This window comes from Flavobacteriales bacterium, assembly GCA_025210805.1.
Lineage (GTDB): Bacteria > Bacteroidota > Bacteroidia > Flavobacteriales > CAJXXR01 > JAOAQX01.
Map to the genome: position 1 here is coordinate 206,467 of JAOAQX010000007.1, position 21,902 is coordinate 228,368.

The 21,902-nt window shown below is 33.0% G+C and carries 16 protein-coding genes and 4 tRNA genes; 14 read left to right on the forward strand and 6 right to left on the reverse strand.

Annotated elements, in window-relative coordinates; translation table 11 throughout:
• Positions 1–2: 2 nt before the first annotated feature.
• Complete coding sequence (locus N4A45_04815; GenBank protein MCT4664541.1) at positions 3–953, reverse strand: LysR substrate-binding domain-containing protein; 951 nt, start codon at positions 951–953, stop codon at positions 3–5.
• Positions 954–1,652: 699 nt separating this feature from the next.
• Between N4A45_04815 and N4A45_04820 the strand changes: the two genes are divergently transcribed.
• The 3 genes from N4A45_04820 (at position 1,653) to N4A45_04830 (ending at position 7,251) form a co-directional block, all read left to right on the forward strand.
• The gene (locus N4A45_04820) at positions 1,653–4,607 is read left to right on the forward strand and encodes an insulinase family protein (protein ID MCT4664542.1); all 2,955 of its coding nucleotides are present in this window, start codon (positions 1,653–1,655) and stop codon (positions 4,605–4,607) included.
• Between the two features lie 43 nt (positions 4,608–4,650).
• Positions 4,651–6,303 (forward strand): tetratricopeptide repeat protein, encoded by a 1,653-nt coding sequence (locus N4A45_04825; protein MCT4664543.1) that lies wholly within the window; start codon positions 4,651–4,653, stop codon positions 6,301–6,303.
• A 234-nt stretch (positions 6,304–6,537) separates the two neighbouring features.
• Complete coding sequence (locus N4A45_04830) at positions 6,538–7,251, forward strand: DUF3575 domain-containing protein (protein ID MCT4664544.1); 714 nt, start codon at positions 6,538–6,540, stop codon at positions 7,249–7,251.
• A gap of 159 nt (positions 7,252–7,410) precedes the next feature.
• Here N4A45_04830 and N4A45_04835 read toward each other — a convergent pair whose 3' ends face one another.
• Positions 7,411–8,052 carry an MBL fold metallo-hydrolase gene (locus N4A45_04835; protein ID MCT4664545.1) on the reverse strand — a complete coding sequence of 214 codons (642 nt, stop codon included), beginning with the start codon at positions 8,050–8,052 and terminating at the stop codon, positions 7,411–7,413.
• Positions 8,053–8,241: 189 nt separating this feature from the next.
• On the opposite strand from N4A45_04835, the gene ispG reads away from it, so the two are divergent.
• Positions 8,242–10,164 (forward strand): (E)-4-hydroxy-3-methylbut-2-enyl-diphosphate synthase, encoded by a 1,923-nt coding sequence (gene ispG / locus N4A45_04840; GenBank protein ID MCT4664546.1) that lies wholly within the window; start codon positions 8,242–8,244, stop codon positions 10,162–10,164.
• A gap of 67 nt (positions 10,165–10,231) precedes the next feature.
• Here the strand turns inward: ispG and N4A45_04845 are convergent.
• Positions 10,232–10,302: transfer RNA gene (locus tag N4A45_04845), tRNA-Cys, on the reverse strand.
• 240 nt (positions 10,303–10,542) lie between these two features.
• On the opposite strand from N4A45_04845, the gene N4A45_04850 reads away from it, so the two are divergent.
• Complete coding sequence (locus tag N4A45_04850; GenBank protein MCT4664547.1) at positions 10,543–11,112, forward strand: thymidine kinase; 570 nt, start codon at positions 10,543–10,545, stop codon at positions 11,110–11,112.
• On the forward strand, positions 11,112–13,583 hold the full coding sequence (locus N4A45_04855) for a bifunctional UDP-N-acetylmuramoyl-tripeptide:D-alanyl-D-alanine ligase/alanine racemase (GenBank protein ID MCT4664548.1): 2,472 nt from the start codon (positions 11,112–11,114) through the stop codon (positions 13,581–13,583). The genes N4A45_04850 and N4A45_04855 overlap by 1 nt, the downstream gene beginning before the upstream one ends.
• 114 nt (positions 13,584–13,697) lie before the next feature.
• On the opposite strand, the gene N4A45_04860 is transcribed toward N4A45_04855, so the two are convergent.
• The 3 genes from N4A45_04860 to N4A45_04870 all read right to left on the reverse strand — a co-directional run bounded on the left by N4A45_04860 (position 13,698) and on the right by N4A45_04870 (position 16,854).
• Complete coding sequence (locus N4A45_04860) at positions 13,698–15,950, reverse strand: TonB-dependent receptor (protein MCT4664549.1); 2,253 nt, start codon at positions 15,948–15,950, stop codon at positions 13,698–13,700.
• Between the two features lie 20 nt (positions 15,951–15,970).
• Positions 15,971–16,324, reverse strand: a complete 354-nt coding sequence (locus N4A45_04865) for a heavy-metal-associated domain-containing protein (GenBank protein ID MCT4664550.1) — start codon at positions 16,322–16,324, stop codon at positions 15,971–15,973.
• A 167-nt stretch (positions 16,325–16,491) separates the two neighbouring features.
• Positions 16,492–16,854 carry a hypothetical protein gene (locus N4A45_04870; GenBank protein MCT4664551.1) on the reverse strand — a complete coding sequence of 121 codons (363 nt, stop codon included), beginning with the start codon at positions 16,852–16,854 and terminating at the stop codon, positions 16,492–16,494.
• Between the two features lie 119 nt (positions 16,855–16,973).
• Here N4A45_04870 and N4A45_04875 point away from each other — a divergent pair.
• The 8 genes from N4A45_04875 (at position 16,974) to N4A45_04910 (ending at position 21,824) form a co-directional block, all read left to right on the forward strand.
• Positions 16,974–17,046 (forward strand) — tRNA-Gln (locus N4A45_04875).
• 10 nt (positions 17,047–17,056) lie between these two features.
• Positions 17,057–17,129: transfer RNA gene (locus N4A45_04880), tRNA-Gln, on the forward strand.
• Positions 17,130–17,220: 91 nt separating this feature from the next.
• Positions 17,221–17,302: transfer RNA gene (locus tag N4A45_04885), tRNA-Leu, on the forward strand.
• 453 nt (positions 17,303–17,755) lie between these two features.
• Positions 17,756–18,070: a hypothetical protein gene (locus N4A45_04890; GenBank protein ID MCT4664552.1), complete on the forward strand. Its 315-nt coding sequence runs from the start codon at positions 17,756–17,758 to the stop codon at positions 18,068–18,070.
• A 144-nt stretch (positions 18,071–18,214) separates the two neighbouring features.
• Entirely contained in the window at positions 18,215–19,453 is a 1,239-nt protein-coding gene (locus N4A45_04895) for a DEAD/DEAH box helicase (GenBank protein ID MCT4664553.1), read from the forward strand.
• 15 nt (positions 19,454–19,468) lie between these two features.
• The gene (locus N4A45_04900; GenBank protein ID MCT4664554.1) at positions 19,469–20,047 is read left to right on the forward strand and encodes a zeta toxin family protein; all 579 of its coding nucleotides are present in this window, start codon (positions 19,469–19,471) and stop codon (positions 20,045–20,047) included.
• The gene (locus N4A45_04905; GenBank protein ID MCT4664555.1) at positions 20,037–20,222 is read left to right on the forward strand and encodes a hypothetical protein; all 186 of its coding nucleotides are present in this window, start codon (positions 20,037–20,039) and stop codon (positions 20,220–20,222) included. The genes N4A45_04900 and N4A45_04905 overlap by 11 nt, the downstream gene beginning before the upstream one ends.
• A gap of 312 nt (positions 20,223–20,534) precedes the next feature.
• The gene (locus tag N4A45_04910) at positions 20,535–21,824 is read left to right on the forward strand and encodes a DEAD/DEAH box helicase (protein MCT4664556.1); all 1,290 of its coding nucleotides are present in this window, start codon (positions 20,535–20,537) and stop codon (positions 21,822–21,824) included.
• Positions 21,825–21,902: the final 78 nt, after the last annotated feature.

A 21,902-nucleotide genomic window follows, 5' to 3' on the forward strand; every position in this document is an offset into this window, starting at 1 on the left:
TTTTATTTCCATTCTACAATTTGACCTCTTTCTCGATAATGCATCACGGGTGAGACAACCGATTTTAAACATTCTTCCAATAAAGATACCAATCTTTCCTTCGAAAAATTTCTTGATACCGCAATACTCACTTCCCGCAAAGGAGTAAAATCAGAAAATTCTTTTATATGTTTCAGTTTAGAATCCTCCAAATCTAAAACGGTTAATTCTGGTAACAATGTAAACCCTCCTTCCCTATCAATCATTTTTATGAGCGTTTCAAAAGAACTACTTTGATATTTGTATTCACAACCTGTATGGCTATTATCGGTTCCTCTATGCGCACAAAGATTGATTACTTGAGATTGAAAACAGTTCCCAGTATTCAGTAACCATAAATCTTCTGTATCAAGATCAGTAGTCTTAATTTGTTCTTTTGAGAATAGATCATGTGTTTTATTTACGTAGATTTTGATATCCTCATAGAACACGGGAATAGTTGTTATTGCCTCTTCGTTTGGCAATGGAGTTACGAGAATCCCTACATCGATCAAATCCTTATTTAAACGCTCTAAAATTTGTTCTGTTTTCAATTCCTCAATCTCTAGGCAAACTTGCGGATACTTCCTCTTAAATGTTCCTAAAAAACGAGGGATAACCGTATTTGCCAAAGTAGGTATAATTCCTATTTTTAGGCTCCCAGAAATTTCATTATTATGAAAATTTATGAGCTCTTTTATCTTCTTGTCCTCACTCAAAATTTTGCGGGCTTGCTCAATAATTTTTTTACCGACATCAGTGGGTAAAACAGGCTGTTTTGTTCTATCAAAAATGACCACTTCTAACTCCTGCTCTAGCTTTTTTATTTGCATACTTAAAGTGGGCTGACTCACGAAACATTTGTCTGCCGCCGTAGCAAAATGACGATAAGTATCTACCGCCACGATATACTGATATTGAGTAATGGATGCCATATTCAAAAAATTGTTTTCCAAAGATAGACAAAAGCCCCAGTTTTTCAACTTGAACAATTGAATCAATATATATTAGTTATAGACCTTTTTCTTTTTTATAAATACTAAAAACTATTATATATAATATATCCGTTGATAAGTCATTATTTAAATTCTTTGTTATTTAGTTTATCATTTGTTATGAACAAAATTAACAGACTTATCAACGTATTATTTAGCTAATAATAATCAATTTAATGCTTTTATTCACAACTGTGGATAAGTACTATCAACAGTCTTTTGTGGATAAATTTCTAGTGTATAAACCTGAGGATAACCCCTATTTTCTGTGGGTAATCCTGTGGATTATTTTTGAAAGGTTGATGAAGGTTTTTTGAGGATTTTTTTTCATTAAGAAATCTAAATGAAAATATCAAGAGCTAATTTTAAAAACTTGTAAACGTGCTACTAAATTTAATTAACAAAAAATGTTGAAAAGTCGTTAATGATTTTCAGTTTATTAAGAACAGATATCAACAGACTTGTTGATAAGTATAAATGTAGAATTAGATATTTTTTATACAATGTAAAAATCTAATTTACAATTAAATAAAACATTACCCTAAGATTAAGTGTTTGTAAATCAATCATGGTGATAAATAGCTAATTGAAGAACGATTTAAGCGTGTTTTTTAAATGTATTATAATAAAAAATATAGGATGGCTATTTTTACCAAAAGAATTCCCGAAAACCATTTCTGCATAGTAAATTTGAATAATTATAATCTTAAAGTGATGATTAAAAGGAATTTATTAAAATTTTTTGTACTTGTTTTTCTAGGAACACTGTTGAGTTTATTGCATTCTTGTGATAAAAAAGAGGGTTTTAAGGAAATAGAAAGTGGGAAAAATCCATTTGAATATAAAGTATATCAGTTAGATAACGGTCTAAAAGTATATTTAAGTAAGAACGAAGTAGCACCGAGAATTCAAACCTATATAGGAGTAAAAGTGGGAAGTAAAAACGACCCAAATACCCACACGGGTTTGGCACATTATTTAGAACATTTATTGTTTAAAGGAACTCAAAAATTAGGGACTGATCAATGGGAAAAAGAACGACCAATTCTAGATAAAATTGAAGAGAAATATGAGCAATATCAATCTTCATCTGATGGAAAAAAAAGGGAGAAAATTTATCAAGAAATAGACAGTTTATCTTATATCGCTTCGCAATATTCTATTGCCAATGAGTACGACAAAATAATGGCAGAAATGGGGAGTAATGGAACCAATGCTTATACTTCTTTTGATCAAACTGTTTATCTTACCAATATCCCTTCAAAAAGTCTAGAAAAATGGGTTAAAATAGAAGCCGACAGATTTCAAAATATGGTGATAAGGTTATTTCATACCGAACTGGAAGCTGTCTATGAAGAATATAATATTAGTTGTGAATCTGATGATGATAGAATAGCAGATTTACTAATGAAAAAACTCTATCCCCAGCATGGTTATGGAACAAAAACTACCATTGGAAAACCTGAACATTTAAAGAATCCTTCTATAAAAAGAATAAAAGATTTTTATAATAAATATTATATTCCTAATAATATGGTTATGGTTTTGTCTGGTGATTTAAATTATGAAAATACCATCAAAAAAATAGCCAAAGAATTTGGATCTTGGAATTCAAAAGAATTAATAAAAGAAAAGCAAATTGCCACAGAGCTAAAAGGTGTTGAGAACATAAAAACTATCGGAAATGAAAGTGCGAAAGTAGCCATTGGTTATCGTCTTCCAGGATATAGAGCCGATGATAATTTTGTATTTTCTATTATAGAAAGAATGCTTTTTAATGGTTTTGGAGGTTTAATGGACAAAAATTTGATTAAATCCAATAGAGTACAAGATGCCTATGCTTATTTGTGGTCAAATGAGGATTATTCTACTTTTATTCTTGGTGGTAACGGGCATGATAATCAAGAATTAGTGGAAACACAGATTTTACTTTTTGAGCAAATAGAGTTACTAAAGCTTGGAGCATTCCCAGATTGGCTACCAAAAGCAGCTTATAATGATCTTAAAAACGAGTACTTAAAACGCATTGATAATAACGAGCATAGAGCCAATGAAATGCTTTCTGCTGGGCTATATGATTACTCTACAGAGGATTTTATACAAAGATTAGAGAAGTATAAAAATATTAGTAAACAGGATATTGTAAAGAAAGCAAATGATTTTTTTAAGAATAACTATTGTACCATTTCTATGGAACAAGGAAATTTTAAAGCTCCAAAAATTGCCGCTCCAAAAATAACTCCTATAAAAAGAAGGAAAAATAGTAAATCTGATTTTTATAAAGAGGTATCAAACCTGCCTGAAGAAGTAGAAAAACAGGAGTTTAAAGATATTGATGCAATCTTGAAAAAGAACAAAAAAGGAAACTACTTTTTTGTTGAAAACAAAGCAAATGACCTTTTTCAGCTTGAGTTTATTATGGAGAAAGGCTCTTATGATAATCCGCTACTTGCTCTAGGTTTAGAGTATATAAAACAGCTGGGAAGTGCCGAAATGAGTCAAGAAGAATTAACCAATGAGTTTTATAAAAATGGGGTGAACTGGGATCTTAAAATAGCATCAAAAACAATAAGAATTCAAATGGAAGGCTTGGCAGAAAGCTTACCCAAAACACTGTCTTTAATTGAAAACTTGATTCAAAAACCAAAACCAAATTCTACAATTTTCAAATCCTTTATTGCTTCTAAAATTAAACAAAGGTCCGATCTCTTTTATAAGCAAGAAGACTTGCTTTGGAAGGTATTTTTGGGTCATATTAAACATGGAAAAGAGAATCCTATGATGGATACTTATTCAAAGAAATTTCTTACTTCCGTAAATGAAAAGGATTTATTATTGGCAGTAAATAACTTCTTTCATGAGCTTGATTATGTTCATTATTTTGGACCAAAACCTTTTAATAAAGTTAAAAAAAATCTAGAATTTGTAGCTTTTGATAATCAGCGTGAAGAAAAAAATATTCTGGAAAAAAATATTGAACAAAAAACCTATTTTATGCATCATCAAATGGTACAAGCCGAAGTACTCATGGTAGCTAAAAGTGGTGTGGTACACGAAAATAACTGGGTAGACCATTTAGTTTATAAAGGTTATTTTGGAAATCTGGCTTATAGAGAATTAAGAGAATCAAGAGGTTTAGCATATTCTACTTATATAACAATAAGAGAAGCCACAAGAAAAAATAAGCATGATTATGTAATGGGATATATAGGTGCTCAAGCGGATAAATTACCCTTGGCATTAAATGGATTAAAAACTTTGATAAAAAGAAGTCCTGATGATGTAAAACTTTTTGAGGAATCAAAAACGAGTTTAATCAAACAGATTCAATCTCAAAGACTCAAAGATCGCTATATTTTTGAGCGTTGGTATGTGCTTCAAAAGAAAGGTTTTGAACGTGACTTATACGAAAAAGCACTAAAAAAATTGGAAAACTATTCCTTTAATGATTTTGTTGCATTTTATGAAAATAATATTGCCAATCTCGATTATTCCACACTCATATTGGGAGATAAAACAGCTATTGATTTCAATATGTTGGATGCCCGTGTGAAAAATATAGAATGGGTAGATAAAAAAGACCTATTAGAATAACAACAAATGAATTTAAGACAAGTGATAAAAATAATCCTGTGATATGAAGAAGGTATTAATTATTACAATCGCATTAGTAATCAGTATAAAAAGTGTTTATGCGCAGAATATTGAAGATAAATTATTATCTCAATTATCGCTTGCAAAAGTAGATACCCAAAAAGTGAATTTGATGATTGATCTTTTCTATTATTATACAGAAATAGATTATGTAAAGAGTCAGGATTTTGCAGAAAAAACCTTAGATCTATCCAAAAGTATAGGATATGAAGAAGGAGAAGCTCAAGGATATTTTGGATTAGGCTTGGCTTATGATCATTTTGGAGAATATGAGAAAGCTTTAGAATATTATATAAAAAGCTTAACCATATTTGATAAACTTAATGACTATAGAAGTTCATCGTCGGTTTACACAACAGTAGGAATATTTTTTAGAAAAAGGAAAAACTATGATCAGGCAATAGAATACTATTTGAAGGCCGTGCATTTAGATTCAATTTATCAGAGAAATATAGAACTTGCTGGTAATTATAATAATATAGGGAATATTTATGCAGATCTGAATGAAGCGGAAAAGACCATGGAGTATTATCAAAAGTCTTTAGCACTGTATGAAGCAGAAGGAGATTTGTTTCAAATGGCAGCTATAAAGGTAAACTTGGGTATTCAGTATGAGGAAAATGGAGATTTTAAGAAAGCAGAAAACCTTTTTATCGAATCTTATAAAATATCTCATGAAATTCAGGACTTAAAAGATATTATGATTGCCAGTACCAATTTAGGATTCAATTATGTTAAACAAAAAGAGTTTGACAAAGCGAAACGATATCTTTTTGAAGCTCAAGAAATTTGCGATTCATTAAAGTTTAAAAACTGGAGAGAAAACTTATTGGAAGGGTGGATTTTATACGCAACTGAACAAGGAAATTTTCAGGAGGCTTACGAGTACCAAAAAGAGCTCATAATGCACAATGATAGTCTTTATGACATTGCCCAGCAAAATACGATTGAAGAATTGCAAGCTCGATTTGAAAATGAACAAAAAGAAAAAAAAATCATTGAGCTACAAAAAGAACAAAGCCTTCAGAATAAAAAGAGATGGAATTTGATCATTATTCTAGCAGTTTCTATTCTTTCAGGAATATTTTTGTTTTTTTGGCAACGAACGAAACTTCTCAAAGAAAGAAAAATAGCCCAACAGAAAAAACAGATTCTTGACGCTCAAAACAAACAGCTTGCATTGGAAAGAGAAAAAATTCAGCAAGAACTAGAATTTCGAGATAAAGAACTTTCTACTTTTGCTTTGCATTTGGTTCAAAAAAATGATTTTTTGACACATATTGAGAAGATCATAAAACAGGTTTCTGCTAAGAGTCAAGAAACAAAAAAAGCACTTAAAGATATTTCCTTAGAGCTTCACCACAATAAACTAATAGGAAAAGACCTTGTGGATTTTCAGGCACGCTTGGATCTTGTAAATAATCAATTTTTTGAATTACTAGAAAAGAAGTTTCCAACTATGACCAAAAATGAAAAACGCCTTGCAGCCTTGTTGAGATTAGACCTAAGTACCAAAGAGATTTCTGTGCTAAATCATGTGAGTGAACAAGCCGTAAAAATGTCAAGACATCGACTAAGAAAAAAATTAAACATGGATTCTAAAGTAAATCTGACGGATTTTTTCAAGAAAATATAGACTTTGAACTATTCTCATTTTGTAAACCTATTTATTTTCGTTAATGTATTGATATTCTTTGTTTTGATTTTTATGTTGTTAACTCATTTAAGAGAAAATATCTCGTTTGTAAACCTTCTGTAACCCCCATTTTTCTGTTTTTGGTTTAAGATTTGGATAAGCTTGCCAAAGATTTGGATAAGAAAAAAGTTCTCCTTCCAAATCTGATTTGTTTAATTCAAAAAACTACAAGAAATGTTACTCAAAAAAACACTTAAAATTACTTTGCTTTGTGGAGCTCTTTTAGCTTCTTCTACTTCTAGCTATGCACAAAATTTTTCTCAAAGAGAGCAACAAGAAAATGTCATTAAAATGAATGTGGTGGGTCTTTTTGTTGGTCAATATCAATTCGCTTATGAAAAAGCATTAAATAATAAATTTTCTGTCCAATTTTCTGCTGGTTTCATTAACTCAAGTTCTTCAGGAAGCTCAACAATTAACGGGGTAGAAAGTAAATACGACAATGCTCGAAATGGCTTTATTGTAATCCCTGAATGTAGATTTTATCCCTTTTCAGATGAAGCACCAAGAGGAATGTATCTTGCTGTATTTGGTCGTTATAGAAACGTTACAAATGATCTTACAGATGTCAGTGAAATAAAGGAAGGACAAGATAAGGATCTTTCAAGAGAACGAACGAATACATCTATAGGTGGTGGAGCTGTTCTTGGTTATCAATGGATTGGTAAAGGAGGTTTTAGCTTCGAAATTTTCGCTGGACCGCAATACAAATCTAGAACATCGACAACAGAATATGATGTAGCTGAATTAAACGAACCAGCATCTAATTCCACAAGCTATGACTCGCTTGGAGACGAATTGTTCGCCAAAAAATATATTGATTTCGAAGTTGATGATGCAGCTGGAATGGGAATCAGATTTGGGTTTAATTTCGGGTTCGCATTCTAAATATTTCATTGAATACCAAAGAATTTGAAATTCTTAAATCAATAAGAATATATTTCTTATAACACCACTTATGGTGTCAATTTTCTCATAGTATAATAAAAAAAATACCCCCTCTGTTTCACGAACAAGAAACAGAGGGGGTTTTTATAAGCAGGTTGGTTACACTCTCACAAACATATTTCCTACTTTCTCTTCACCTACTGTAGTTCTTGGTCCATGACCTGGGAAAAGCACAGTATCATCGGGGAAAGAGTAAATCGTATTTCGAATAGCATCTACAAGATCTTGTTGGTTACAATGTGGTAAATCTGTTCTACCAATGCTGTTTTTAAAGATCACATCTCCCACAATACATTGCTTACTCTCTGGGTGATGAAAAACCACATGTCCTGGCGCATGTCCTGGGCAAAGGTGGATTTCAAGTTCGGTATTCCCAAAACCGATACTTTTCATTTCATCTAGGTGAATTCCATAATCAGCTCCAAAATCTTCCATTTCGAACCCAAACATTTTGGCATGTTCTTGCATTCCTTGTACCCAAACCTCTTCTTTACTGTGGTAATAAGGTTTTAAACCCCATTTTTCGGTTGTAAAATACCAGCCCATAATATGATCAATATGGCAGTGGGTATTGATGATTTTTACAAGTTTTAGGTCGTTTTTTTCAATGAATTCCACCAGTTCTTCATATTCGTGTTCTGTGTGGCATCCTGGGTCAATTAATACAGCCTCTTTGGTTTCATCAAACAAAAGATAGGTGTTTTCCTGAAAAGGATTAAAAGTAAATATTTGAATTTGCATTTTTAGACTTTTTGGTTAGGCAAAGATAAGGAGTGGTCGTTTAATTTTGAAAACTCTTGAACATTAATGGCATTTCAGAGGAGTTTAAAGCATTAGAAATCGACTTTTATCATTTGTTTTGAAATATATTTGATATTAATCCCTCAAATTTTAGTTTTTTTGTAATACCAATTCAATCTCAAAAACCCAATGGAACAGAAAGCATTCTATTTAAAATCTTTATCAGAATTCCAACGCTATAAAAGTAGAGAAGTTATGGTAGGAAATATTGGAATAGGTGGGAATAACCCAATTAGAATCCAATCAATGACCACCACAGATACGATGGATACCGAGGCAACGGTAAAAGAGTGTGTAGAATTAATAGAGGCAGGTTGTGAAATTGTTAGAATTACGGCTCCGGGAGTAAAAGAAGCCGAGAATTTAAGGAAGATCAAAGAAGAATTGGCAAAACTAGGGCATCATACTCCTTTGGTGGCAGATATACATTTTACGCCAAAGGCCGCAGAAGTCGCCGCTACCATTATAGAAAAGGTGAGGGTAAATCCTGGAAATTATGTAGATAAAAAGAAATTCAAAATCATTGAATATGATGATATTACTTATCAAAAAGATGTTTCTAAGATAAGAAAACGCTTTGCTCCATTAGTAGAAATTTGTAAAAAACATGGCACAGCCATGAGAATAGGAACAAATCATGGTTCACTTTCAGACAGAATATTAAGCAGATATGGAGATACACCTGAAGGAATGGTGGAATCGGCAATGGAATTCTTAAGAATCTGTAAAGAAATGGATTATCTAGATGTCGTTCTTTCAATGAAAGCTTCCAATACCATTATCATGATGCAGGCTTATCGTTTACTCATTGTAGCTATGGAAAAAGAAGGAATGAACTTTCCGCTTCACTTGGGAGTAACAGAGGCTGGAGATGGCGACGATGGAAGAATAAAATCAGCTGTTGGAATGGGCGCTTTACTTATGGATGGAATAGGAGATACGGTACGTGTTTCCTTAACAGAAGCACCAGTTTTTGAAATTCCAGTTGCCCAAGAAATGGTGAAACAACTGGGAGAGAAAACCCCCGCTCCTAATATCAAAAATTTTGAAGGAGAAAACGATTATAATCCTTACCACTTTGAAAGGCGAAAAAGTATTGGTTTCGGAAAAATTGGAAGTGGAAAAGTCCCTGTTGTAGTTTCAGATTTGAGTGATTTTAAGGAAATTACTTTGAATGATTTAGAAGAAATTACTTTCCAATATTTTCTAGAAACAGATAAATGGACTTTAGGTGATCAAGCCCCTGATTTTGTGTGTTTTGATCAAGGAAATAAAATCAATATGCCCGAAGCAACTGGGGTGATAAAAAAAGCCAAAGAGGGACTTTCGGATTTAAACTTATTTAGTGTTTCAGAATACCAAGATACGGCAGCAGAAAAACGCTCTTCCTTGCATAATTTCGTTCTTGTAAATGCTCAAAATCTTGAAGATGGAGCCTTGTTTCAAGACGATCCTACTGTTGTTTGGGTGTTGTATTCTGAGAATAAAAACACGCTTTGGGAAATGAGAAGATGGATCCTTGAAACAAATAAGAAAAACAAATTAAAACATCCTATTCTTCTTTATTTCAATACAGAAAACACAGAAAAACTCACCATACAAATGCAAGCCGCAGGTGGTTTTGGAGCTTTATTGTTGGATGGAATGGTTGATGGTTTATGGATGAAACCTCCGCAAAAAAATCTGATCAAAACCTATAATCAATTGGCTTTCGGAATGCTCCAATCTTCACGAATGCGTTCTTCTAAAACAGAATATATTTCTTGCCCATCTTGTGGTAGAACTCTTTTTGACTTGCAAGAAACCACGGCAAAAGTAAGAGAGGCAACAGAACATCTAAAAGGTCTAAAAATAGGAGTTATGGGCTGTATTGTGAACGGACCAGGAGAAATGGCTGATGCAGATTATGGCTATGTAGGAACAGGAGTAGGAAAAATATCTTTGTATAAAGGGCAAGAAGTTATGAAACGAAATCTTCCCTCTGAAGTAGCAGTAGAAGAACTCATTAATCTTATAAGAGAAAATGGTGACTGGAAAGAACCTGTTCGTTAAGAAATACGAAGGATAAAAACTAAAAAAACAAAAAAAGGATAGCAATGTTGCTATCCTTTTTGTTTTGAGGTCGATACCGGATTCGAACCGGTGTACACGGTTTTGCAGACCGCTGCGTAGCCTCTCCGCCAACCGACCCTTTGAGGATGGCAAATATAACTAATTTTCTGAAAAAATATGAAAATTTTTATGGAAAGATTTTTAAGTCAATCTTTTTAGAAACAAGGGGTAAATTGTAATTTTACACTTCAAAAGATTTCGTAGAGTTTTTCTATTTCTTTGAGAAGAAAAACCATACCATTTATTATGTTAATTCACTAGTTTGTATAAGTTGTTTTATATCAATTAGTTTGTGATAAAAAAGAGAGGAAAAATACAATGTTTATTGAGCATAGAAGAAGTAAATCCAAAGTAAAAGGATGGCTAGAAGTTATTTGTGGATCCATGTTTTCGGGGAAAACAGAAGAATTGATTCGCAGGCTCAAACGAGCTAAAATAGCCAAATTGGAAGTTCAAATTTTTAAGCCACAAATAGATACTCGTTATCATGAAAATAAAGTTGTTTCTCATGATTCAAACAGTATTTCCTCTGTGGCTGTAGCAAGCTCTAAAGAAATTTTGACACTCGCTCAAAATTTTGATGTGATCGGTGTAGATGAAGTTCAGTTTTTTGATGAAGACATTGTAGAGGTTTGTAATGCACTTGCAAATCAAGGAATAAGGGTTTTGGTTGCTGGTTTGGATATGGATTTCGAGGGAAAACCCTTTGGTCCCATGCCTCTCTTAATGGCAACTGCCGAATTTGTCACAAAAGTCCATGCAATATGTGTATCTTGTGGAGATGTCGCTCAATATTCCCATAGAATACATAAAGATAAGCAACAAGTTTTGTTGGGCGAAAAAAATGAATATGAACCACTTTGTAGAGTGTGTTATACACAAAAATAATGCAATTAAACGCCAAAGAACTATTAGCGATCTCTCAGGATTCAGAAAGTAAAATTTTTGATTATAATCAATCAATTCATCAAGTAATTATTGATAGTAGAATAACGGTTTCTAATCCTCAAGAAGTTCTTTTTGTAGCCTTAAAAGGAACTCAATTTGATGGTCATGATTTCGTAAAAGCACTTATTAAAAAAGGCTTTTATAATTTTTTGGTAGAATATATCCCTACTGATTTAGAAGATGAATCAGTTAATTTTTTTGTTTGCGAAGATTCTTTAAGTACTTTACAGGATATCGCAAAAAAATATCGCAAAAAATTGCGATTCCCCATTCTCGGGATCACAGGTAGTAATGGGAAAACAGTAGTGAAAGAATTTATCTATCATCTACTTTGTAAAGAATATCATATTAGCCGTTCTCCTAAAAGTTTCAATTCCCAGATAGGCGTTCCTTTATCTGTTCTAGAAGCAGAAGAAGGAAGTGATTATGGAGTGTTTGAAGCAGGAATATCCGAAATAAATGAGATGCGCAAATTGCAAGAAATAATCTTGCCTGAGGTGGGGATATTTACAAATTTGGGCGATGCTCACCAAAAGAATTTTGAATCATTTTCACATAAATTTTCTGAAAAATTACAACTTTTTAGAGACTCAAAAACACTGATTATCCATGAGGATTTAGCAAATCAATTTTATCAAGAAATTAAAAACGCTTTACCTAATATAAAACTGCTAAAATGGGGGGAAACTTCGACTTCTGAAATAAGAATTTTAGAAATAATCAGAAAAAATAATTTCACAGAAATAACGGTACAAATAAAAGCGGAAAAATACACTTTCAAAATTCCCTTTCATGGAAAAATATGGGAGGAAAACGCCTTGCATACTTTTGCCTTTCTTTGGTGTATAAAAATGCTCCATCCCGAAGTTTTAAAACGTTTTGAAACCTTGCCCTCTATGTCCATGAGACTAGAAAAAACAAAGGGACTTTATCAGTCAATTTTGATAAACGACGCTTATTCAAACGATACACAATCTCTTTATAGAGCCTTAGAAACGATGAAAGAAGGCGGTGGAGAAAAGTGGTTGATTCTTTCAGATTTTGTGGATGTTTTTAAGGATAAAAAGACATTCTTCACACAGCTTTCAAAAGACTTATTACAATACCCAAATTACCGAATTATCGGAATTGGAAACGATTGGCAATCTTTTGGATATTTGTTTCAGAATTTGATAGAGACTCATGAAAATGCTCAAAACTTTCTAAAATCTTTTGATAAAACCCGTTTAAACAATAAAAGAATTCTCATAAAAGGAGCTCGACGTTTTGCTTTTGAAAAAATTGTCGAGCATTTTTCACAACGGCCTCATAGTACCATTTTGAATGTCAATTTGGATTATTTAAAGCACAATTTTCAATACTTTCAAACCCAAATTCCGCAGGATACAGAAATCATTTTGATGCTCAAGGCATTCTCCTATGGAGTAGGGGCTGTAGAGCTCGCTTTGGAGCTCGAAAAACAGGCAATTTGGGGCTTTGCTGTAGCTTATGTAAATGAAGGTATAGAACTGAGAAATGCAGGGGTAAAAGCGAAAATTATGGTGTTAAATCATCAAGATTCCTCTATTGATCTCATGATTAAACATCACCTGGAACCCGAAATCTTTCAAAGTTCTATGCTCGTTTCTTGGCAAAATACACTTTCTTCAAAAAAAATAGACTCCTACCCTGTTCACATTAAGTTGGATACAGGAATGAATCGCTTGGGTTTTAAACTAGGTGACGACCTCTTTGCCATTGAGACAATTCAAGAATGCCCAAATATTCAATTGGCTTCTATTTTTTCTCATCTTGCAGATAGTTTTTCTGAAGACGGAAAAAGCTTTACCTGTCAACAAATCAATCAATTTAAAGAAAGAGCACAGCTTTTCGAAAAAAAATTAAACCAACAAATTCCCCAACATATTCTCAATACCAATGGTATTCTTAATTACCCTCAAGCCAGCTTTGACATGGTGCGTTTGGGTATTGGACTTTTTGGACTTTCAGTAGCGGAAAAACATCAGAAAAATCTACTTACTGTTCTTTCCCTCACCACTTTTATTAGTCAAATAAAATGCCTTGAAAAAGGTGAAGCAGTAGGATACAATAGAAAATTTATTGCCCAAAAACAAACCAAAATAGCCACTATAGGAATGGGATATGCCGATGGGATTCCAAGAAAGCTCGGAAATGGTGTTTGGGGGGTATTTATTCGTGGCATTTTCTGTCCTTTTGTGGGAGATATTTGCATGGATATGTCTATGATAGATATCAGTCATCTGAAAGAAATTTCAGAAAATGATGAGGTAGTTCTATGGGATGAACGATTTCCGATTTTAGAAGAATTTGCTAAAAAAGCAGACAGTATCAGCTATGAAATCCTTTGTGGTCTTAGTGAACGGATCATGCGAATATACCAACGTGATTGATGATTTTCTGAAAGATAATAAAAGTAAAAGAGCTCAATATTTGAACAAAATATTGAGCTCTTTTTTGTAATGCTAGTATGTTATACCATAAAGTGGCATAAGCATTTCATGGTTTTAATCAATACGGTAAGTGATTCCTAAATACCATTCTCTCCCGCGGATCGGTCCCCAAGCATAAGCTGTTTCAAAATCCCTAGAAAAAGGGTTTTTTGTATCCAAAATAGGTTTTTTCTGCTTGTAGTTAAAGATATTTTCTAATCCTGTGTAGAATTTAAACTTCTTGTAATAATAAGAAACTTGTCCGTTTATTAACCAATAGTTCTCGCCTTGTACTAAAGGATTTTCTGTAGGAACAGGAACAGCACTATTAAAATGCGCATTGAGATCTAGGTGAAGTTTTTCCTCCATAAGTCTATATGAAGTAGCTATTCCGAACTGATGAGGAACATAAAATGGTGTTTCATTATATTGCTCATTTTTTTCCATTTGGTTTTGGGTAAAAGTATAAGACAGTTTCAGATCCAATTTTTCTTTATACGTAGATGAAATCTCTATTTGTCCTCCACGAGATCTACTTTTTTGAAGATTTTTGATGATAATTTCCTCATTATTTTTGCTATAATCATAGAAAACTTGGTTGTCAAAATGTGTCTGGTAAACATCTGCACTAAGATAACCTTCCCAATTTTCGGTACTGAAATTTTGCGTAAAATTCAAACCATAATTTAGGGCTTTTTCGGGCATTAACTCATCAATAACGAGGTTTCTACCTGTGGATAAAACTTTAATGTTTTCAGGAAACAAAAGTGGATTTCGCCACCCAGATCCTATACTTGCTCTAAGGCTTGAGTTTTCATTTAAATCCCACTTAGTGAGTAATCTTGGAACAAAAAATGCTCCATGCTCTTGGTGATGATCTAGTCTTAATCCTAAAATCATGGTCATTCTACTAGGGATTATTTCCGATTTAAACTCTCCAAAAATACTTGCCACTTGGTGATTTTCTGTATAAAGTCCATCAAAGTCTCTTTTTAAAGGATTTTCTGTAAAGCTAATGTCTTGATCCATATCTAATAATCGAAATCCTGCACCTAATTTATAACTTGATTTCTCATTGAGTCTCACGCTATAAAAAGCTTTGGCGTAAGCCAAAATCTGTTGTGCATCATACAAAGTGGTTCCATAATAACTTTTTTGATCATGATAAGATGCGGAGAGGTTTACGCTAAGAAAACGATCGTCATCCCATTTGTAGATGTTTTTAGACCAAAATTCGGGTTGTTTAAATGATACAGATTGTCCATAAACTTCTGTTCCTCCCAAGTGTTTTTCTTTATCAAAGTCCATTTGACCACCGAGTCTATCCTCTTGAATATACCTAAAGGTTGTGGTAGAGAAAAACCCCCAATCTTTTTTATTTCCAAACTGGACAGTGTTCAGTACATGGAATCGATTAAGTTGAGGTAAATCCATAAAACCATCATCATTATTATCGGTTTTTTGGGCAGGAAATACGGTGTTTAAAGAGAGTAAATTACTCCAGCCTTTTCCTTTGTATTTATAATGAACATTCCAATGGTTTTCACCAAAATTATTGATAAACATATTGGCGGTAAGCTTTTCTGAGTCATTTGGTTTTTTGAGTTTTACATCAATTACTCCCGAGATTACATCATAATCTTGCATTACGCTATTTGCTCCTTTTGCTACATCGATGGCGTTGATAAGTGGTCCTGCTATTCCACTGGTTCCATAGGTATAATTGAGTCCTTGCTGGAGCGGAAAACCATCAAACATTACTTGATTATAAACTCCTGACACACCCAATAATTGAAGCTCACGAGCGTAGGTAATCACGTTGGACGTTTTGGTTTTTACAGATTGTTGGGTAGCAAAACTTCCTGCAAGATCACAACAAGCAAATTTGTTTAGTTCTGTTTCCGATACTTGCTCAACTTTTACAGTTTTTAGGTTAGAAATTTTTATTCCTTTCCTTTTTTCCACAAGATCAACTCCTTCTAACTCATTGCTTTCTTCAAGAGTTATTTGCTGATAAGTGTTTGGATTCGTTATTTTTAGTTTTTGAGTTTGATATCCCACATGACTAATGACCAAAGTTCTGTTGGTACTAGACGGGAGATTTAGGGAGAAATTCCCTTGTTTATCAGTAACGGTTCCAATAACGGTATTATCCCAGAATACATTGGCTTCTGATAAGGCATTTTTGTTTTGGTCAACTACATTTCCGCTTATTTTTTCTTGGGCAAAAGAAAACTGTATGAGCAGAAAAAAGAACCCCAACAAGTAGCCTTTCCCCAAAACGGCAAACTGACTCGCTTTAGGGAAAAGTGAATAAAGACTTTTCATTTGATCTTAAATGTTTTGTCTTAGTATTTTACTTTATAAGGAAAATCTTCTCCAGATTCACAACTAGGAATGGCTTCTACCGTTTTCTTAATCGTTTCTTTGCTGGTTTTTTCAGCACTAAAAACAACAAGGAATTTTGTCTTGGCACCCATTTTTCCTTCAATTGTAGCTTCGGTAACTCCCTCAGATTCTGTAAGGGCTTTAATAATTTTGGCTACACCATTTTTACATTTAATTCCTTTTACGGAAATAATTACTCGATCATTTTCTATTTCAGAAATAACAGAAGTAGCTGTAGAAGGTGCTGTAGCAAAAGTTGAAAATGTCACCATATTTAAGGTGAAAACAAGTGTGAATGAAAGTATTTTTTTCATGGTTTAATTTTTTTTTTGTGAATCATCTCAAGAAAAATAGGTAGTCCTATTCTTGAAGATGAATATTGTACAGACCAAAGAAATCATTCTTTGGTTAAGAATCGTTCCTTTCTATAATGGAACAAACTAGTCTTCTTTATTATGAAAGAAGATTAGAAAAAGAAAAATTAAACGCTTTTAGGAGGATTCCAAACATCTGTTGTGGCAATGCTTGAATAAAGATTGATATAGCAAGAAAGCAAAGGCTTTTCTTGATTTTCATGTTTAGGACTTAATCTAAAAAAATCTACTGGTAGAAAGTTAATCGACGAATTTACGACCACTTGGTTACAAGTTGTGGGTGTGCAACAAGAAGGAGTACCAGCTTCTTGAGTGTTGTTTACTTTACAGCAACTCATTTCGCAATTTGTTCCACAGCTCATCTCAGAATTTTGAGAAAAATCCTGAGCCAAACTATTGTCTAACACCAAGCTAGCGGGTGTTATAAATAGCAGTAATAAACTGAAAATGATTGAAACAATTGCTTTCATTATTTCAAAAGTAAGCACTAAGAATGAATAATGAGTATATAAAATCCAAAAAAATGGTAATATTTATCTTAAAAAATGTTGTTGATTTATGGATTTGTTATTAGATTTGCACTCGCAATTGGCCTATGGTGTAACTGGCAACACATCTGATTTTGGTTCAGAAGAGTCTAGGTTCGAGCCCTAGTAGGCCAACTAATTGCAATGGCCTATGGTGTAACTGGCAACACATCTGATTTTGGTTCAGAAGAGTCTAGGTTCGAGCCCTAGTAGGCCAACTGCTGATGCAAAAAGGTAGTTTTCTTAATTTTTTTGAAAAAAAAGATTACAACAAAGGAAAAAAATACCATATATTTGCATCCACATTCTGCGGCTGTGGTGGAATTGGTAGACACGCTAGACTTAGGATCTAGTGCCGCAAGGCGTGGGGGTTCGACTCCCTTCAGCCGCACAGAAGCAAAAACCCGATGAATTTTCATCGGGTTTTTTGTTTTTTCTAAGCCATAGTTTTTTGGAATCAAGAATAAATATAGCTGGTATAACACAAAAGAATTCATTTCTTATTAGGGAAGCTTTTATTTTAAAATAATTTGGTAATTTCACGCTGTAAGCGATTTTAATTTACAGGTTTACACTGAATTTCTGGGGAAAATTATGCTTGTTCATTTGTAACTGTCATTGCTCAATCCTGTAACCAAAAAAAACCGAACAAACATTGGAAAAAGAGTTAATAAGAAAAGCTATTTCAGAAATCAATAATCCAACTTTTGTAACTACTGAACAATTTATGGAAGTTCATAATGTTGAATTAGAAAATGGAATACCTAAAATATAACGAGTTGATTTTGAGTCATTCTATAAAACAAACGTTGTCTATTTACCTATTAAAGATGAACCATTTTTTTTGCGTATTCATTTCTCTAAAGAAAATAATGAAATAACAAATGTTGGAACTGAAAACGGAAATCAAGTATATCTAACGGCTACTTCAGAGAACCTGACATTCGAACAACTTTCGGAATTGACAATAATGAGCGGACTTTCAGGCTGGAGTGTAAATGAAGTCATAAAAAATGGAAGAGGAAAATATACTTTTAGTCGTCTATCATTTGAACCAATTAAAAGTCGATTCATAGCAATATTAAAGATATTTTTTTATTCAGGTTTATTACAGGTCACTTATTACCCCTTTTTGGTTATAGAATTAAAACCATTTTAAATCAAGAATAATTGTAATGAGTTTTTTGTAGAAATTCTTTCCTATACCATAAAAATAGAAAGGATCCTATAATTAGCATTTGCAAGGATTTAGATTCTTATTGAAACAGTCTTCCTATCTTTGTATCCAATTATTTCCTCAAATATGATGATGCAAGAAGAAAATAAAAACGCCTTTAGTCATTTAGGTTTACGTGCAAAAGTACTTTCCACCATTAGAGATCATGGTTTTACCGATGCTACAGCCATCCAAAAAAGAGCTATTCCCGCCATGCTGGAAAGAAAAAACATGATAGGTGTTGCCAGAACAGGAACAGGAAAAACACTTTCTTTTCTTTTACCTATAATAGATCAATGGTTGGAAGACAAATCACGTCAGTTTTTATTGCTTTGTCCCAGTAAAGAACTTGCTTACCAGCTAAGGGATGAATTGGAGAAATGGCGACCAGATGAACTCATGAGTTATGCCATTGTATCTGGAGGAATGAAAGAACGTTCTATTCAAAATTTGAGAAAAAAGAATCCATCGGTAATTATTGCCAATCCCGGAATGCTTGCCACTTTACTCTCCAAAAGTAGATTTAACCTTGCTGGAATTTATACTATGGTAATGGATGAAGTAGATCAAATGATGGAAAAAAGCATGAAAGGTGCGGTGGAAAAAATTCTTGTATCAGTACCTAGCAAATGTCAGAAAGCTTTTTTCTCGGCAACAGTCCCTAAAAACCTGAAAGCGATTATTGAAGAACAGGCAAAAGATACTGAATGGATTGAAATTCAAAAACATATTTCCAACAAACTGAATATTGAGGAAAAAGTTTATTATTCAAAAAAAGATGATAAAGAAGAGCTTCTGTTTCATCTCTTATATGAATATCTTCATCATAAAACTATTCTATTTTTTAATGACCGATTCTTTGCCAGAGACTTTTATCAAGCACTCAAAAAAGCAGATTTTCAAGTGGAATTTCTTCATGGAAAAAAAGGAAATAATACCCGTTTGAACTCCATTAATCGATTTAGGAATAATGAATTCAATATATTAATTACCACAGATGTTCTCGGAAGAGGAATTGATATTCCTGATACCACTTTAGTGATCAATGCCGAAGTACCGGATAATAAAGAAAACTATGAACACCGCATAGGAAGAACAGGAAGATTAGGGAGAAAAGGTATCGCCATTAGTTGTATTTGTGTAGAAGAATTGCAAAAATTCCGTCAAATACAAAAACTTCATAAAGAAACTATTAAGGAGGTGTATAACCATCCATTTTATGAAAAAATGCCCGAAAATATCATAAAAACAAAACTAAAAAATAGCGGAAAAGACGGTTCAAATGTCCATAGACTGGCTTGGAATAATCTTTTGAAGGGGAAATAGTTAAAACAAATATAAATGAAAAATTTATACATAATAGCAGGTCCAAATGGTGCTGGAAAAACAACAGCATCTTTTACAGTACTGCCAGAAATATTGAATTGCCAAGAGTTCGTTAACGCAGATGAAATAGCTCAAGGTTTATCTCCTTTAAATCAAAATGGAGTAAGTGTTCAACTACAATCAGGAAGGCTAATGCTACGCCGAATTCACGAATTATTGGAAAAAGGTATTAATTTTGCATTAGAAACTACATTGTCCACAAGGAGTTATATTAAGTTTATTAAATTAGCTCAAAGTAAAGGATATCTTGTCACGTTACTCTTTTTACATTTAGATTCAAGTGAGTTAGCTATAAAACGTGTTGAGATAAGAGTGAAAGAAGGAGGACATTCGATACCCGAGAATGTTATTATCCGTAGGTATCAGAGTGGATTAAAGAATTTTTTCCAATTGTTTAATAATGTTGTTAATAAATGGGTTCTAGTCAACAACACTCATGGGAGCATGGACGTAATTGCCGAAAAAAATGATGATTCAGTGAGCGTTGTTGATCATGAAGTATGGTGTAAACTTAAAAAAGAGTATGATGAATAAAGAAAAGGAATTATCAGATTTTAGTAAAAAAATTGTTAAAGGATTTGACATGTCTTATATAAAAATGTTAAAGTATAAAATTTATAAAAATAGTCCAGTCGTAATCTCTAGAAACGGCCGTATTATTGAAGAAGATCCTAGGAAGCTTCTAAAAGAAGTACAAACTAAAAAATAGCGGAAAAGACGGTTCAAATGTCCATAGATTGGCTTGGAATAATCTTTTGAAGGGGAATAAATAATAGTAAAGTGAATATTATCTAGGCAGCATTCTCAACAAATGAAAAATAATTAATATTTCAAATTTACTTGACTGTAAACAGAGAGATACTTTTTTTAGGGGTCTATATATTTGTTTTTGATGTGTTTAGAGGGATTTGTAAGTTGAGCTAAATTTAAAAGGAAAATCAGTAAGAGAAAAGAAATTGTAAAAAAGTGATACGCACAAACTTCTAATTCTATTTCTGTACTTTTGCACAAAATAGTCATCATGCAATTCGACAAACTCAAAATACCTTCACGACTTCAAACTTCCTTGATAGACATGGGAATTGAAGAATTTAGCAAAAGCCAAGCAAAGATTCACAAAAGAGTGAATAGCGGTCAGAATTCTGCCGTTCGTACACAGCTAAACTTGGACAAAAAAATTGCTTATCTCACTTCCATCTGTCGTCAATTGAGCCATGCTCAAGGAAACGTTCCTCGTGCATTATTAGTTGTGCCAGATAGAGAGGTCGTAATTGAGCTCGGACAAATGTTTCAAGAAATCTCAGCCCACACCGATATTAGAACCATGCTTTTTGCTCCAAAAATGGACCAGATAGAATGGATAGAAAAAGTGGAGGAAGGTTTTGATTTTGCAATTGCAACACCGGGGAAATTATTTGCATTGTTTCAATCAAATTTATTTAAATTCAATGATATAAAGCTTTTTGTAGTTGATGATTTAGACTATCTTTTCGACTTGAATTTACAAGGAGAACTACAGCATTTGGTGAACGAATTGCCTTCAAAATGCCATTCGGTATATTTTTCTGAGCTCTATTTTGATAAAACAAAAGAATGGCTAGAAAACAATTATTATTATTTAGACTATTATCATTTTGAGGAAACTTTAGAGTTGAATCACCCAATTATAGAAAGTCAATATTTCTATACAACTCCAAACAATCAAACAAAAGTGAGAATGCTCAAAAACCAAATTGAGCAACTAGATCCTTCAGAAAAAATGGTGGTTGTTTGCCGATCTAACTCTTCGGTTCTATTGGTGAATCAGTATTTGGAAAGAAACACCGTAGGGGCATTTGGATTCTTGCATCCCAATGATAAGGTGAATAAAAATGAACATGATCTTGAGCAATTTGAACATAATTTACTCAATTTATTAATTGTTCCTTTGTCGATGCTTTCTGAGCTTCCAATGAATAAAATAGACCAGTTAGTTTGTTTTGAGTCTTTCTTGAAATGGTCTCACTTCACAGCTTTTAATAATATTCAAGACCGTCATCCAGAAAGTAAAAGCTCTTACTATGGAACAGAAGAAGAAAACCAAGCATGGGCTGAAATGCTCTCTCAGGTAGAACTTTCTATTCAACAAATAGAACTTCCAGAAGGTGTTTTGGTAGATGAAAAGAAAATGTCTATCATTGAGGACGAAAGAGAAGCAAAAGCACAACTTTTTTCTAAAGGAAATACCCAGCAAGCAGAGAGAGGAAAAAGACTTGCAGGGGTGAACAAAGGTAGAAAAGTAACTAAGTTTAAGAAAAAGAGAAAGAAGTAATACTACATTCTGGGTTAATTTCCCGTAGGTAAATAAGCTGACTCATTGCTGAAAATAAACCATGGGTGTGGTAAAATA

Bases quoted from the DNA above. Each gene is read 5' to 3' on its own strand.
- N4A45_04820 (MCT4664542.1), top strand. From the start codon at position 1,653: ATGGCTATTTTTACCAAAAGAATTCCCGAAAACCATTTCTGCATAGTA.
- N4A45_04870 (MCT4664551.1), bottom strand. From the start codon at position 16,854: ATGAAAGCAATTGTTTCAATCATTTTCAGTTTATTACTGCTATTTATA.
- N4A45_04895 (MCT4664553.1), top strand. From the start codon at position 18,215: ATGATGATGCAAGAAGAAAATAAAAACGCCTTTAGTCATTTAGGTTTA.
- N4A45_04910 (MCT4664556.1), top strand. From the start codon at position 20,535: ATGCAATTCGACAAACTCAAAATACCTTCACGACTTCAAACTTCCTTG.
- N4A45_04905 (MCT4664555.1), top strand. From the start codon at position 20,037: ATGATGAATAAAGAAAAGGAATTATCAGATTTTAGTAAAAAAATTGTT.
- N4A45_04815 (MCT4664541.1), bottom strand. From the start codon at position 953: ATGGCATCCATTACTCAATATCAGTATATCGTGGCGGTAGATACTTAT.
- N4A45_04860 (MCT4664549.1), bottom strand. From the start codon at position 15,950: ATGAAAAGTCTTTATTCACTTTTCCCTAAAGCGAGTCAGTTTGCCGTT.
- N4A45_04900 (MCT4664554.1), top strand. From the start codon at position 19,469: ATGAAAAATTTATACATAATAGCAGGTCCAAATGGTGCTGGAAAAACA.
- N4A45_04825 (MCT4664543.1), top strand. From the start codon at position 4,651: ATGAAGAAGGTATTAATTATTACAATCGCATTAGTAATCAGTATAAAA.
- ispG (MCT4664546.1), top strand. From the start codon at position 8,242: ATGGAACAGAAAGCATTCTATTTAAAATCTTTATCAGAATTCCAACGC.
- N4A45_04835 (MCT4664545.1), bottom strand. From the start codon at position 8,052: ATGCAAATTCAAATATTTACTTTTAATCCTTTTCAGGAAAACACCTAT.
- N4A45_04830 (MCT4664544.1), top strand. From the start codon at position 6,538: ATGTTACTCAAAAAAACACTTAAAATTACTTTGCTTTGTGGAGCTCTT.
- N4A45_04855 (MCT4664548.1), top strand. From the start codon at position 11,112: ATGCAATTAAACGCCAAAGAACTATTAGCGATCTCTCAGGATTCAGAA.
- N4A45_04865 (MCT4664550.1), bottom strand. From the start codon at position 16,324: ATGAAAAAAATACTTTCATTCACACTTGTTTTCACCTTAAATATGGTG.
- N4A45_04850 (MCT4664547.1), top strand. From the start codon at position 10,543: ATGTTTATTGAGCATAGAAGAAGTAAATCCAAAGTAAAAGGATGGCTA.